The organism is Sporosarcina sp. QA0331 (assembly GCF_055808055.1).
Map to the genome: position 1 here is coordinate 3,086,552 of NZ_CM147850.1, position 14,708 is coordinate 3,101,259.

Below are 14,708 nucleotides of genomic sequence, written 5' to 3' on the forward strand. Positions count from 1 at the left end.
CGGGAATTAACATTCGAATAAATCGATTCAATCCCCAAAAACTTCAGCTTGCTTCCACTTTCCGAACCGGTAATAAAGAAATGCGACGATGCTGCTTATGACAAAGCTGATGCCGATCCCAACAGCGATCCCTTTCTCGCCCATGAAGCCCGACAAGAAGTAAGTGACAGGATATCTTAAAATCCAAAACGAGATAATATTGAGCACAAGCACTTGGAACATTGCCCCGGATGCACGAACTGCACCGTTCAACACAAAATTGATACCTAAAAAAGGATAGAATAATGCAATCATCTTCAAATAGTCCGTTCCAAAACGGACAGCTTCTGCATCATTTATGAAAAGGCGGATTCCGACACCCGCAAAAGCGAAGATAAGCCCGGCGATGGCGAACATGATGCCAACATTATAAAGAAAGCCGATGAAAGCAATTCGATGGACTCGGTCCCACTTTCCAGCCCCGATATTTTGACCCGCCATACTATTTACAGCCGTCCCGATCGCTTGCGCCGGCAACATGATTAAACTGTCGAGCCGTTGAGCCGCCCCGTACCCTGCAACAACCGCCGGGCCAAAAGAAGCGACGACACTCATGATGGCCATAACTCCGGCTGAAACGACGCTCATTTGCAAGCCTGCCGGTATGCCCAATTTCAAAATATCAAGTACTTCCCTCTTAGCTGGCCAATGCGGTTTTGAAAAAGGCACCAATTTCTTTCGAACGGAATAAATGGCCCCTGTCGCAAATGCGACCCCTTGAGACAAGATCGTCGCGATTGCTGCCCCTTCGACGCCCCATCCAAAGACGGCGATGAAAATCGGATCCAGCACTGTATTCAAAAGGACGGCAGTCAATACGAAATAGATGGGTGTCTTCGAATCGCCGACAGACCGGAACACTGTGTTGATGAAGTTATATCCGAAAAGAAACAGGATGCCGAAAAAGTTAACACGCAAATAAGATGTAGCCATGTCAATCATCGATTCGGGTGTTCCTAGCAATGCTAAAATCGGCTTCGCCAGAAAGAAACCCGCAAAGCTCAGCACTACGGACATGATCGCAAGCATAACGACGAATGCGTTCAAATAATTGCGCAATCCCGTCTCGCTTCCTTTGCCCTTTTGCTGAGACAGAATCGTTAGTGCCGCGTTATTCAGTCCGATGACAAAGGAAAGGACGGTGAAAACGACTGTGCCTGAAATCGCAACCGCCCCGAGCGCATTGGCGCCAATTAGATTTCCGACCCACAAACTGTCGATAAATTGATAAGACACTTGCAGTAGATTCGTTAAAATGATTGGAGCCGAATAAAAAATCAGCTGTTTCGCCAGCGGGCCTTCTGTAAAATCATACTGCTTCGCCATAGCGCTCCCCCTTTACCCAAATACTTTCAACCCTACCGCTCCTCCGATGATCAAACAAAGGAATAAAATCCGTTTCCATCCGGCCGCTTCCTTGAAAAACAAAATGCCCATCAGGACAGCACCCGCCGCACCAAGACCGGTCCAAATCGCATAGGCCGTCCCCATCGGAATATCGCGCATTGCGAGTGACAAAAACCAAAATCCGACCGAAAACGTTCCGACAATGAGCAGCAGACGGGGCAACGATCTTTTCTGCAAATACAGATTGATGGCCATAACGCCAAAAATCTCCCCGAAACTAGCTAAAACCAAATATACCCATGCCATCTCATTCGCCCCCTTCCGGCTCTTCGGATTCGACCGTCGTCATTTTGATTCCGATCACTCCTATGATAATAATCGCGATAAAAATCACCTTTGTAAAAGAAAACTCCGCATGGAAAAACAGAAAGTCTATAAGGACAATAGCCGCCGCTCCGGAACCGGTAAATACCGCATACACCGTCCCTGACGGCAATTTCTCGCACGCTTTAATAATTGCGTAAAAACTGATGATGATAGCAATGACGGTTCCCGTCCATTCGAGTGCATTGTCGGAATAACGAAGTCCAATCACCCAAAAAATCTCAACGATCGCTGCCAATAAAACATAAAGCCAAGCCAATGGAAATCCTCCTTCTCATTCATTCAACACCCACCATTATAACAAACGGCAATGGACATTCATTTCCAAAACTTCTTGCAATCTTGTGAGAAGCATGATAACTTTAGATAAATCTTTTTTCTAACAATACTATATTTTGATTCTTATCACGAGAGACGGAGGGATTGGCCCGATGAAGTCTCAGCAACCAGCCCGATTTTGGTATGGTGCTAATTCCAAAAGGCGTAGAACGTCTTGAAGATAAGAAGATTGATTTCAACCATCGTTGGAGGCCCTCTTCTTATTCAGAGAGGCCTCTTTTTTTCATACACAAAGGAGATGGACAATTTGACGAAGCAGAGCATCAACACGAAATTGGTACAACTAGGAAATCAGAGCGATCCAAGAACGGGAGCGGTCAATCCTCCCCTTCATTTTTCGACAGCGTACAAGCATGACGGATTAGGGCTTTCCACTGGCTTTGACTATACACGTACGAAAAACCCTACTCGGACGATTCTTGAAGAAGGCATCGCCAACCTTGAAAACGGTGACCGCGGATATGCGTGTAGCTCGGGCATGGCGGCAATCCAGCTCGTCATGTCCCTATTCAAATCTGGAGATGAACTAATCGCTCCCGACGACCTATACGGCGGCACCTTCCGTTTATTTGATCAATATGAGGCTCTGTATAATATCCAAACTTCCTATTCTTCTTTTGACAACGTCGAGGAAACCGAAAAGCTGATTACTGAAAACACAAAAGCGATTTTCATCGAAACGCCGACAAACCCGCTCATGCTCGAAATCGATATCGAACAATATGTAGAGCTTGCAAGAAAGCACAGCTTGCTGGTCATCGTCGACAATACGTTTTTGACGCCTTATTACCAACGTCCGATTGATCTTGGGGCTGATATTGTCATTCATAGCGCAACGAAATATATCGGCGGCCATAATGACGTGCTTGCAGGACTCGTCGTTGCTAAAGGAGAAGAGTTATCCAAGCGTTTAGGCGACAATCATAATGCGATGGGCGCGACTCTTTCTCCATTCGATTCATGGCTTGTCATCCGCGGCTTGAAAACTTTGCATGTACGAATGAAGCAACATGATGCGAATGCGAAGGAGCTCGTCACTTATTTGGAAAACGAACCACTTATCGATGATGTTCTGTATGCAGGGAAAGGCGGTATGATTTCATTCAGGCTGCGAGAAAGTGATTGGGTTGATCCGTTCTTGCAAAATCTACGCCTGATCACATTTGCCGAAAGTCTCGGAGGCGTCGAAAGCTTGATCACATATCCGACGACGCAAACCCATGCGGATATTCCTGAAGAAGAGCGTGAAAAACGCGGTGTCGATAAACGGCTATTGCGCTTCTCGGTCGGATTGGAAGAGGCTACAGATTTAATTGCTGACTTGAAACAAGCATTGAACGCAGCTGTGGGAAGCACCAACCTCCATGAAGTACTGAAATAATGTAGGAAACGCGTATGTAATATGATCGTGAAAAACAGCGGCTTTAGCTAAAGCCGCTGTTTAACTTTTCTACTATATAAAGAACCATTTAGAAACAATTAATTTTCATTCAAAAAATCAAAAACAGTACCTATAAAAACTTTACCAATAGATTGAATGGAACGTTCATCCACATCGAATTTTGGGTGATGGTGCGGGTAGACTGCATTTACATCGGGATTTCCGCCGCCAACAATGAAATAGCTCCCTTTAACCACTCTTTGATAATACGCAAAGTCCTCACTGCCCATCATCGGCTCGCCATGACGAACCTTATCTTCACCGAAAATACGGATTGCGACATTTTCCACCCGTTTCGTCTCTTCGGAATCGTTATAAATTGAAGGACAATCCCTTTTGTAATCAATAGAATATGTAGTACCTGCCGCCTCGCATGTCGATTTTGTAATAAGTTTCAAAGCGTTTTCAATTACATCACGCACGTTTTCATCGTAAGTTCTTACCGTTCCCTTAATAACCGCACGGTCAGGGATAATGTTGTTTGCCTGTCCGCTTTGAAAAGAGCCGACTGTTACCACAGCAGCCTTCTGCGGACTAACTCTTCTGCTGACGATCTGTTGCAGATTAACAACCAATTGACTTCCTGTCACTAATGGATCGATAGTTTCATGGGGGGATGAACCATGTCCCCCTTTACCAAAAATCGTAATCTCAAAATCATCTTGTGCAGATGAGGCATATTCCTCAATTACATTTACCATGCCGATGGGTTCATGCGACATGACGTGTGCACCATAGACAACATCAACGCCCTCGAGGCATCCATCCTCGATCATGAATTTCGCGCCTCCCGGTGTAGTCTCTTCGGCGAATTGGTGAAGAAAAACGACTGTTCCCGCAATCTCTTCTTTCACTTCCGATAATACTTTAGCGACACCTAGCAATGCTGCTGTGTGCAAATCATGTCCACAAGCATGCATGACGCCTGGGACGGTAGATTTATAGTCAACTTCCTTTTCATCCTGAATAGGCAAAGCATCGAAGTCTGCGCGTAAGGCCACTGTCCTGCCTGGTTTTCCTCCACGCAAATACCCGACTACTCCTCTTCCCCCAACTTCCGTCCGAACTTCAAGCCCTAAATTAATCAAATACTCTGCGACCTTCTTAGGTGTTTCCACCTCATGATGCGAAAGTTCAGGGTGCATATGGAAATGTCTCCGTATGTCGACTAACTCTGGGAATAGTTCATCGTACCGATCATATAATTTTTCTAACATTAGAAAGCCTCCTCAACTATTAAACAGTCCAAACAAAAACATGCGCAATCGTTACAAAAACAGCTCCAAGTATAAATTGAATCAAGATGAGCGGCCAGATCCATTTAAACCACTTTGCGAACGAAATGCCTGCCATTGCTAGCGACGCTAACAGCAAACCGCTAGTAGGGGTAAAGATATTTGTTAGTCCGTCGCCCATTTGAAATGCCAAGACGGCTGTTTGCCTGCTTACTCCAAGCAAATCCGATAATGGTGTCATGATCGGCATACTTAGTGCCGCTTGTCCACTGCCTGATGTTACGATAATATTTAGCAAGCATTGCATAACATACATACCGATTGCAGTAAAACTTGATGGCAAATGTGAAACGAGATTCGTAATTCCGTATAGGACCGTATCAATCGTATTGCTGTCCTGCATAATGACTAACGCACCATATGCAAAGCCGATGACGAGCGCCCCTACAACGAGCTCTTCACACCCTCTAACGAATGATTTCGTTGTTCCATTGATCCCCATGCCGTTTATCAAACCGATGACAAGTGCCATGACGATGAATAATGCAGAAATTTCCGGGATGAACCAACCAAGCTTTACGACACCAAGCGCAAGCACAATCAATGTAGCGCCTAATACACCTAATGTGATCCCTTGCTTTTTAGATAGGGAATGCTGATTGAGCTGTTCCATATCGATATTTCTATTTTTATCTTCATTGTAAACAAGGCTTTTTGTAGGATCCTTCTTTACTTTCCAGGCATATAGCATTACAAATGCGATGGCAACTGCCATATAAATGAACCAAAAAACGATCCGCAGCCCCATTCCCGAAAAGATCGGCAATTCAGCAATTCCTTGCGCAACTCCAATCGTAAACGGATTCATGAAAGCTGCTGTGAATCCAGAAGCCACCCCGATGATAACCATTCCAGCTCCGACAAGCGAATCGAAACCCATCATGATTGCCAAGGGTACCATAATGAGAATGAAAGGCAGCGTTTCTTCGAACATTCCTGCCGCTGCGCCTGTCAATCCAAAGAACAACATGATAACAGGAATAAGGTACATCTCTTTACCTTTCATCTTATCCGATATACTTCCGAAAGCACCTTCGATCGATTTTGTTTCCCTGAATACATTGAACGCTCCACCAACGATGAAGATGAAAAATATAATCGGCGCACTTTGTACCATTCCACTATGGACCGCCTTAAAAATCCCCATTAGACTTGTCGGACTCGCCTCTATGAGATGATACGATCCGTCAACCACATACGTTTGCCCTTGATCATTTGTTACACGATCATATTCCCCGGCAGGCACTATGTAAGTTATCAACGCCATAATGACAATGACGGCAAATAGGATGACGAACGGATGCGGCGCTTCAAATCTCTTTTTATTCTTTGGTCCTTCCGTAATCGTAGCCATTTCTCCCAACCCCTTTTCTTTTAATCATTTCACTTGTAAACGGTCCCAATAACCCCAAAATCATTCACCTATCGTTTCAGTAGCTACAAGGAGTTCGTCCACTATCCTTTCATCTATGGTCAACCCAAGACCAGGAAAATCCCTTAGATACAAATGGTTCCTCTCGTAGTCCAAGGGTGAAATATCTTTAGAGAAAATCAATGGTCCTGCCATTTCGTTCGCGATGATGTTTTTCTTGGCGATAGCGAGATGTGCACCTGCTGCTGTCGCAATCGACGACTCTATCATAGAACCGATAATGCATTCAATACCTGCCATTTCTGCTTGGTTCACTAGCTTTAATGCAGGATAGACTCCCCCGCATTTCATTAATTTGATATTGATGAAATCGGCTGCCTGAAGCGAGATGATTTCCCGCAATTCCTTATAGGTATGGATTCCTTCATCTGCCATGACAGGCACTTTGGACATCCTCCCGACTTCTGCCAGAGCTATAAGATCCTTTGCTATAACAGGCTGTTCAATCCAGTCCAACTTGCAATCTTCCAGCTCTTTCAATATGGCAATAGCTCGCGAGCTTGTTCGCCATCCTTGGTTGGCATCTACCCGGAGTCGGATTTTCGTTCCTATGGCATCACGGATGGTCCTAACACGCCGAATATCCAATTCGGCATCCGTTCCTACCTTCACCTTCAACTGATCAAATCCTTGACCAACGGCTTTTATTGCCTCTTTCGCCATTACACCAGGCGTATCAATTCCAATGACATGAGGAATTGTCAATGAAGGATAGAACGTGCCTCCCAACAGATTATAGACAGGCTGGTTTGCGATTTTCCCCATCAGATCATAGCAAGCAATATCAATCGCCGCTTTTGCTGTTGGCATTCCATACAGCACTTCGTCCATTTTGTGATGAATCCGTTCCATATCAAAAGGATTTTCTCCCAAAACGGCGGGAGCCAAATAGTGTACAAGATTCGTATAGGTACTTTCCAATGTTTCCCCGGTTACATGCTGATCTGGCACAGCTTCTCCGAAACCGATCATTCCGCTTTCCGTCAATACTTTTACAATGACCGATGGCATATCCGTATAGGTTTCGTATGCGATTGTAAACGGTTGCTTGAACGGCAACCGAATGACGGATACAGACACAGATTTTATCCTCATTTATCCCGCCTCCTTCTTTTTATAACGTCATATGTCGATATATAGACGTTAAATCAATATTTAAAATTTACTATAGTCAATCAAAGCGGTCAATACTAAATTTAAAGAAAACTCATTCTCATCACAAAAAAACCACATCAATCCAAATCGATGCGGTAAACAGCACGAGGACGCCCCTGGGTATACGGCTGTTCCTCTCCTATTTTTTTAGCCAGCCCATTATCAAGGAATTTCTTTACCAAACGTTCAGTGCTTCTCCGGCTGATTCCAAGATATTCTGATAGCGCAATAGTTGTAAAACCATTGCCCCTTCTCATTTTTGAAAACTGCAGCAGCTTTGTCACAGTTGCCACACTCGTATTTGTCAGCTCGGCGACTTCAAGCACCCTTGTATCTTTACTTTGCAAAGCAAATTCCTTCTTTTCGGCATTTAGTGGACCGATAATCTCTTTTTCGCCGGATGCAAGAAAGACACTGTTGCGCCCGACTTCCTTTCTCGCATGGAACAAGGCGGCGTGTGCATTCTCCTCTGCCTCTTTTGCAGTTAGACCGAAACCGAATCCCATGCTCACGGTTATATCCATGAATTGATCGATTTTTTGAAGGAAAGGCTGTAACATATCCGTGCCAACCAACTGTTCAACACTTCCTCTTGTGCCATAGATGATGAATTGGTCCATCCCGATAAGACGGACGGATGTCTCAGTCGCCTTCACCAGTTCAAGGAGCATCTGTTGGAGAACGATTGTCGCATCCTGTTTAAGACTTCCAAAATCGTATATCAAACTGTCTTTTTGATGAAACACAACAATGCCAATAGCAATCCCTGCGTTTTGGCTAATTGCCAGTTTTCCGTATGTAATGGCTTTATTAATCGAATCAAAAACTGCTTTTTCCGGAACGATCAGACAGGAGCTTGGCACGCCCATTTCTTGAAGTCTACTATATACATAATCAACACTCGTCAGAGCATATTCAGTTTGGCCACTTTCATATAACTCCCTATGAAACTGGATGATAGCATCCGCATCAAACTGCACGGCATCTTCCATAATACTTTGGCTAGAATCTAAGATAAACCAATCCGATGGGCTTAAATTGATCTCTTCTGCGACTCGCGCAATATATTTTTCGGTATGTATATCTATTGACAGGCGATTCAATCCCCTCTGACGGTTTACGAGCGTGTGGAATAATGTGGTAGTTAATGTATATTCATCTGACGGAATATACACGGCTGGCCACTTCCTCTCTTTCACGTAGTTTTTCGCAATATAGTACGGCAACGGACCGGCAAATAGGACAACATCACAATCGCTAATCTGCCTGACTACAGACTCACTTTCCAACGGATTTTCATATATGTAAGGTGTAATGAAGATATTTGGAATCCGTTTTTCGTACTTCATTATCTGATCAATAAATTCCTTTGAACTGACAGCAGCTATTCGAATCATTCGTTTCACCTCTTCTTCATATCATGCCATTTTTCCTTCCTTTGGTAAATAGGAAGTGGATGTTCAGAGGGATTCAGCTATTGGATGAATGGATACAAAAAAACGCCTCGAAGGACTCGAGGCGGCTTTGTAGATTACGAATGGATTTCAGCTAACGCTTTTGTTTTTGAATAAAATGCGATGAAATTGTTGACAACATTATCTAAGAAGTTAATTGTCGCTTGGTCGGTCAATTGACCATTTTCGTCCATTTTCTCATGTACTGAACCGATATACACTTCATTGTTCGGCAATAGTGCAGGAGAGAGCATCGGGTTCGTCAAGATCTCACGTAGGTGGATTTGCGCACGTACACTTCCTAATACGCCCATGGAAGAGCCGATGATGAAAGCAGGCTTGTCTTTGATTGCGAAGTTGCTTCTTGAAAGCCAGTCGACCGCATTTTTCAATACACCAGGAATTGAGAAGTTATATTCAGGGACTGCAAATAGGACAGCGTCTGAATCCCTTACATCGTCCAAGAAATCCTTGACGTCTTCAGGCTGATTGTTTTCTCGTTCAACGGAAAACATATCAACATTATTAATGAAAACAGGCGTGATCTCTAGCTTGTCCGCATATTTTTTCCGTAAATACTCAACCAGTTTCAGGTTGTATGAAGTCGGGCTATTACTACCTATGATTGCTTTTACTTTAATTGTCATGATGTTGGACTCCTTTTAATTCACTATTTACCTCTAGCATAGCCACGATACATCATTGTATGTGTTCCATTTGAAGCTAGGGCATCATTACTTGACGTTTGTGATTGTCTCACATTCAAGATATTTTTACAAAAGAATATGCTCATACGAAAAAAGCATACCCTTTTTCGTATGAGGGAACGCTTCAGCCTGTCGACAAAGGCTGGCAAGCGTTTTCCATAGGCCGAGGAAATTCCTGCCCATTGTCACTTGCCTTAAAAAGAGTGTAGACAAAGTCCAATAACGACTTTGTCTACACTCTTTAACGCCCCCTCTTTCATTTGAGGGAACGCTTTTTATTAGTTGGAGTAGCTAAAGAAAATCGCCCAGAACGGGATGTTTTTCCGCTCTTTTCGTTTTCGCTTGATCGCTTTTTGGCCAAGTCGATACTGCTCGACTTCCAGTCGCATTTCTTCCATTTGTCGTTGAATTACTTCTCTATCAATTGTATACATATCATTATTCTCCTAATTGGAGAGGGACCTTAAACGAGATTACAATCGGCGTTCACCTTTCGTGTCGCCATTACTATCTATCCATTTCGGAGATTCCCACTCCATCAATTTTTTGTTTGTTATTTGTTCATAACGTTCATGTTTTGCGCCTTGATAAATCATTTTTGCTTTTCCTCCTTTATTTTTTATTTGAATCAATTCACTTGCGTGGTGCATCGCTATCCACTTTTCAGAGACTCCACCTTCAATACTTTCTGCCGCTGTCCTACTTTCATCATCAGAAACACTCCTTTTCGTTTTGTATTTATGCTACACGCAAAGCGTGAAAACACCGAATTTTCCTTCAAAAGAAGACACAAAAAAGCACACGCCTTTTGCATAAGCGTGTGCTCATATAAAAGAACGGCATACCATGCCATTCCTCAGTCTATAATTAGAAGGAGAGTTTAGTCAGGCACGGATCAAGTATGAAATTAGATTGGATTAGCATTGCGTTTTTCATGTTTCCGTACCTCCTTTTCATAATTTAGAATAACTTACTTCTCCAGGATACCATTACCATTTATTCATTGTCAATAGGAAATTCCAAAAAAATATTGATTCCCAACAATAGGGTTGGCAAGTGCTTCGTAGAATAGTGTATGATAATGATAAGAACTGCTTCCAGAAATGAAGGAGGACCATCATTATGAACGAAGCTAAATTACAAAAGGAAGCGATGCACGTTTTAAAGCTGACGAGCAGGACTTTCTATATTCCGATTAAGTTATTGAATCCAACACTGCGAAAAACGGTAGGCTCTGCCTATTTATGCATGCGTGCGATTGATGAAATAGAGGATCATGAGGAGTTGCATCCGGAGAGCAAACAACATTTGTTGAAGGCTACGAGCAAGCTCCTGCAAACCGACTTATTCGACGCTGCTGAGTATCGCGCTCTTCTGAAGCCTTATGAAAACTTATTGCCGGAAGTGACGTTGCGACTTGGCGATTGGCTATCTGTATGCCCGACAAGTATCGTGGCGAAAGTGAAAGAGTCGACAAGCATTATGGCGGACGGCATGGCGAAATGGGTTGGAAGGGATTTCCTGATTCAAACGAAAGAGGATTTGGATGACTATACATACTATGTAGCAGGTCTTGTCGGTGTGATGCTTTCCGATATTTGGGAACAGTATGACGGAACGAAAACGGATCGGGACTTGGCGATTGGGTATGGTCGAGGATTGCAGGCGGTGAATATGCTGCGCAATCAGGACGAGGATGCGGAGCGCGGCGTCCGTTTCCTTCCTGAAGGATGGGACAGGCATGACCTGTTCGAATATGCGGAGCTGAACTTGAAAAAGGCTGATGAATATATCGAGTCTATTTCAAACAAAAACATCTTGACGTTCTGCAAAATCCCCCTTGCGTTGGCGAAGCGGACAATCGGCGCGTTGCATGGCGGGCATGAGAAAATGAATCGTGCAGAAGTAGAATCGACCGTGGATGCGATTTTGAAGGAAGTATAATGTTGGGATTTATGAGCGCTTTTCCCGTTTTATGAGCGCTCGGCGGGATTTATGAGCGCTTTTCCCGTTTTATGAGCGGTTGGCGGGAGGTATGAGCGGTTGACAGTTTTATTTAACGAAAAGAGAGGCTGCTACTGTCGTAGCAGCCTCATTTATTATTTTGCAGATTCTTTGATGGATTTTCTTTTTGTTGTTGTTTCACAGGTGGTCCTTGATGGTCATTAGGCTGTTTATTCAATGATGATGAGTGATCTGGCGGCCCTTTTTTATCTGCATGAGGCGGTACATTTCCACTTCTATGATCGTTCTGCTTCTTTTCCTTTTTCTCCACCGGCGGACTTTGCTGAGCTTCAGGCTGATTTGTACGCTTCATCTCCATTTCTTTTTGTTGCGGAGTTGAAGGTGGCGTGCTGTCTTTCTTCGTTTTTGGGGATTTGTCTTCCAGCTTCTGTTCTGACTTTTTCTCTTTCTGATCCTTTTTACTAGCAGGTTGATTTCCACTTGAAGACTTTTCGTTTTCTACATAGTTGAATTGATGAATCGACATTTTTTTCTTGTTCGCCACTTTTCGTTTCTCTGGCGTGCTTTCAGCAACTTGCAAATTCAAGTCGTCATACTTTCCACGCACTTCCTGTACAGCAGCTCCAATCACTTGACGCGCTTCGTGCTCCTTTTCGGCAGTTGGGTAGACTGTCGTAACTATAATTTGATTGTCATGCATCGATAATTCAGATATGGCCCTATCGAGCACGGAAAGGATTGGACGGTTCTTCCATTCTGCTAAATCGTCCTTTTGCGCTTCATTCAAATAACGCAAGGAAATGACATTACCTTTCCGGTTCACTCCAAACTCCATTGCTGTGCCAGATTCCAATTGTACATACGCCATCACTTTATCGTTTAAAGGGCTCAATGACGACACAAAGAAAAATAGAAGGGCTGCCGCAACTAAGAAGGCTCCAGCTAAACGCGTCTTCGGTCTTCTTCCGGTCATAATAGACGGAGTAACGAGTGCGAATTCAGCTTCCTCACCGATCTCGGGTGGATCCCCAATCGGAACTCCCCGCAGAAATTCACCTTTCGTCGTTAGGAACACCATATATTTTGTTTTCTTTTCGCAAACAATTCCTCTATATGTCCGCATCATATGAGTTCCCCTTTTACGTATTCCTTTATGTATATAAAATCGTTGTTTAGCAACAGCGTAACCGCAATGATGTATTTCCGGTGTCGCTCAATCGTTTTCCTGGAGACTTCGACAATCTCTTCCAACTGCTTCATTGGTAGTCTCTTATTCTCCATAAGATGATTATAAAACTCTGGTGTCTCCGCTATGATTTGTGCGAGTTGAAAAGCGGTCTTTCTGGAATCAGCGTGTTTTGGTGATACTGCGGCAAGCTCTTTGAATGATAAGCCGTATTCATCAAGCAATCTGCCGTACTCGGCCAGCTCTTCCCGACGTTCCTTCGCTCGACGTTCTTCTGAATAAGAAAAGATCGATGATTCATCGAAGACATATTCGTTGGCCATTTCATTTTCATCGTCATCAATCGTTAGAAGGACGTTCGCATTTCTCACTGCTTCTTTTCGTATATAATCGATCAGCCGCCGTTTCATGATCAAATGGGCAAATGTCTTCAGTGAAGCATTTTCCTCCGGTTTGTATTTTAAAACCGCCTCGTGAAATCCGACCATTGCAATACTGAATTCTTCATCGCTATCGTCAATGAATCGATCGCATACGAAAGAAGCCGTCTTTTTCATGAACGGAGTAAATGCGATGAGAAGCTCATCCATGACCTTCTCATCGCCAGTCTTCGCCTTCCATACAAGCTTATCTATTGCTGTATTAGATTCCTTATTGAAGATCCCTTGTATGATGGACAAAAGCATGGACAACCCTCCGTTTCCATCAATTCCGATTGCTTCGATTGTAAGTGGACAATCGGAAAATGGAAAGCAGTAAACTATGGTAAATTAGTTTTTCTTCTCTTTTTTCTCTTGTTTTTGCTGTTCCTTTGCAGCTTTGCGCTCTTCCTTCAATGCATCACGTTCAGCTTTTTGAGCAGTTTTCAATGCTTCTTTTTCCTCTTTATGCTTTGCGTTCAATTCAGCTTGAGGATTTTTCGCTTTCACTTTAGCCGGCTTTTCTTCTTTTACCGGTTCTTCTTTCACCGGTGCTTCTTCTTTTACAGGCTCTTCAACTTTCGCTGGTTCTTCAGTTACCGGCGCTTCTTCTTTAACTTCCTCTTCTGGTGTTTCAACTACAGGCTGCTTGCTTTCCCATTTCGCAATGGAACGTTCCATATTGCGTTTAATGGCCGCTTTCGCATTCTGGTTTCCAGCATTTTCATATGCTTTTGCCAAGGCAGCAAGATTTCCTGCTGTATAGCCTTCCGGAATTTCAGGCAATTCGTTTTCATCTGTTTCAGTCGCTTGTTCTTTATCGGATTCTGTTGTTCCCTCTTTGTCAGTTTCCGTTGTTCCATTTTCTTTGTCCGTTTCAGTCGTTGTCTCGCCTTCGTTCGTTTCAGATGCAGCAACGTCCGTCTCCGTGTCATCTGCTTTCACAACTTCTCTAACCGGACTTACAGGTGAGACTGTGTCTTTTCCAATTTCGCTAAGATCGATAACTTCAGTTACTTTTCCACCATCTGCAAGTGCATAGCTTGTCCCTCCAACTGTCAATCCCGCGATAAGCAATGCTGCTCCTGTTTTTCTCCACTTCTTTTGCATATCAATCACCTCGTCTAAGTTGTTGTCCACTATCGGACATACTAGTTATTCGAAGTGGATTCTCTTTTTATGGGGGTCGACATGAAAAAAGTTACGAGATTAGCAGTTTACACATATTTTCTCGTCAAGTGGATAGACTAGTTAATTGAATAAAGGAGGGATGAACATGCCAAGACCTTTACCGAATGATTCTGCAGATAATGTGGACCGATTAAAGAAGACGATTAGCAATATGGAAGCTGCGAATGAAGCAGCGAAAACTGCTGAGGGTGCAGAACTTGCTTCCATCAAGGAGAAGAACGAACGCCGAAAAGAAGCGATTGACGGATTGCAAGAAGAAATCCATCAGGAAAACAAATCGCGGATCAACGGATACATTTGAAAAAATGCACCTAAACGATTTATATATAATCGTCTGGGTGCATTTTCACGTCT

General features: G+C 43.5%; 16 protein-coding genes and 1 riboswitch. Of the genes, 3 read left to right on the forward strand and 13 right to left on the reverse strand.

Going from position 1 to position 14,708, the window contains the following annotated elements; all coding sequences use genetic code 11:
- Positions 1-27: 27 nt before the first annotated feature.
- Genes AC0L13_RS15635 through AC0L13_RS15645 form a run of 3 tightly spaced genes read right to left on the reverse strand, consistent with a single transcriptional unit; the run spans position 28 to position 2,029 of the window.
- Complete coding sequence (locus AC0L13_RS15635; RefSeq protein WP_473641191.1) at positions 28-1,365, reverse strand: MATE family efflux transporter; 1,338 nt, start codon at positions 1,363-1,365, stop codon at positions 28-30.
- Positions 1,366-1,377: 12 nt separating this feature from the next.
- Positions 1,378-1,692: a DMT family transporter gene (locus AC0L13_RS15640; RefSeq protein ID WP_440500976.1), complete on the reverse strand. Its 315-nt coding sequence runs from the start codon at positions 1,690-1,692 to the stop codon at positions 1,378-1,380.
- 1 nt (position 1,693) lies between these two features.
- Positions 1,694-2,029, reverse strand: coding sequence for a DMT family transporter (locus AC0L13_RS15645; RefSeq protein ID WP_473641194.1), 336 nt, complete (start codon positions 2,027-2,029; stop codon positions 1,694-1,696).
- Between the two features lie 140 nt (positions 2,030-2,169).
- A riboswitch (SAM riboswitch) is annotated at positions 2,170-2,276 on the forward strand.
- Between the two features lie 71 nt (positions 2,277-2,347).
- On the opposite strand from AC0L13_RS15645, the gene AC0L13_RS15650 reads away from it, so the two are divergent.
- Positions 2,348-3,490, forward strand: coding sequence for a methionine biosynthesis PLP-dependent protein (locus tag AC0L13_RS15650; RefSeq protein ID WP_473647054.1), 1,143 nt, complete (start codon positions 2,348-2,350; stop codon positions 3,488-3,490).
- Between the two features lie 98 nt (positions 3,491-3,588).
- Here AC0L13_RS15650 and AC0L13_RS15655 read toward each other — a convergent pair whose 3' ends face one another.
- From AC0L13_RS15655 to AC0L13_RS15685, 7 genes are all read right to left on the reverse strand, one after another.
- On the reverse strand, positions 3,589-4,767 hold the full coding sequence (locus AC0L13_RS15655; protein WP_473641196.1) for a M20 metallopeptidase family protein: 1,179 nt from the start codon (positions 4,765-4,767) through the stop codon (positions 3,589-3,591).
- Positions 4,768-4,786: 19 nt separating this feature from the next.
- Complete coding sequence (locus AC0L13_RS15660) at positions 4,787-6,199, reverse strand: YfcC family protein (RefSeq protein ID WP_473641198.1); 1,413 nt, start codon at positions 6,197-6,199, stop codon at positions 4,787-4,789.
- A gap of 60 nt (positions 6,200-6,259) precedes the next feature.
- Positions 6,260-7,372: a mandelate racemase/muconate lactonizing enzyme family protein gene (locus AC0L13_RS15665; protein WP_473641200.1), complete on the reverse strand. Its 1,113-nt coding sequence runs from the start codon at positions 7,370-7,372 to the stop codon at positions 6,260-6,262.
- A 137-nt stretch (positions 7,373-7,509) separates the two neighbouring features.
- Entirely contained in the window at positions 7,510-8,829 is a 1,320-nt protein-coding gene (locus AC0L13_RS15670; protein ID WP_473641202.1) for a transcriptional regulator, read from the reverse strand.
- Between the two features lie 134 nt (positions 8,830-8,963).
- A complete protein-coding gene (locus tag AC0L13_RS15675) occupies positions 8,964-9,533 on the reverse strand; it encodes an NADPH-dependent FMN reductase (protein ID WP_473641203.1) in 570 nt (189 codons plus the stop codon).
- Between the two features lie 338 nt (positions 9,534-9,871).
- Complete coding sequence (locus tag AC0L13_RS15680; protein ID WP_473641205.1) at positions 9,872-10,027, reverse strand: hypothetical protein; 156 nt, start codon at positions 10,025-10,027, stop codon at positions 9,872-9,874.
- Between the two features lie 39 nt (positions 10,028-10,066).
- On the reverse strand, positions 10,067-10,189 hold the full coding sequence (locus tag AC0L13_RS15685) for a hypothetical protein (RefSeq protein WP_473641207.1): 123 nt from the start codon (positions 10,187-10,189) through the stop codon (positions 10,067-10,069).
- A gap of 526 nt (positions 10,190-10,715) precedes the next feature.
- Between AC0L13_RS15685 and AC0L13_RS15690 the strand changes: the two genes are divergently transcribed.
- On the forward strand, positions 10,716-11,537 hold the full coding sequence (locus AC0L13_RS15690; protein WP_440500964.1) for a squalene/phytoene synthase family protein: 822 nt from the start codon (positions 10,716-10,718) through the stop codon (positions 11,535-11,537).
- A gap of 148 nt (positions 11,538-11,685) precedes the next feature.
- Here the strand turns inward: AC0L13_RS15690 and AC0L13_RS15695 are convergent, their stop codons facing one another.
- The 3 genes from AC0L13_RS15695 to AC0L13_RS15705 all read right to left on the reverse strand — a co-directional run bounded on the left by AC0L13_RS15695 (position 11,686) and on the right by AC0L13_RS15705 (position 14,273).
- Complete coding sequence (locus AC0L13_RS15695; protein ID WP_473641209.1) at positions 11,686-12,684, reverse strand: anti-sigma factor domain-containing protein; 999 nt, start codon at positions 12,682-12,684, stop codon at positions 11,686-11,688.
- On the reverse strand, positions 12,681-13,430 hold the full coding sequence (gene sigI, locus AC0L13_RS15700) for an RNA polymerase sigma-I factor (protein WP_473641211.1): 750 nt from the start codon (positions 13,428-13,430) through the stop codon (positions 12,681-12,683). The genes AC0L13_RS15695 and sigI overlap by 4 nt, the downstream gene beginning before the upstream one ends.
- An 84-nt stretch (positions 13,431-13,514) precedes the next feature.
- Positions 13,515-14,273, reverse strand: coding sequence for a hypothetical protein (locus AC0L13_RS15705; RefSeq protein ID WP_440500959.1), 759 nt, complete (start codon positions 14,271-14,273; stop codon positions 13,515-13,517).
- 166 nt (positions 14,274-14,439) lie between these two features.
- On the opposite strand from AC0L13_RS15705, the gene AC0L13_RS15710 reads away from it, so the two are divergent.
- Positions 14,440-14,655: a small, acid-soluble spore protein tlp gene (locus tag AC0L13_RS15710; protein WP_440500958.1), complete on the forward strand. Its 216-nt coding sequence runs from the start codon at positions 14,440-14,442 to the stop codon at positions 14,653-14,655.
- The last annotated feature ends 53 nt before the right edge of the window (positions 14,656-14,708 follow it).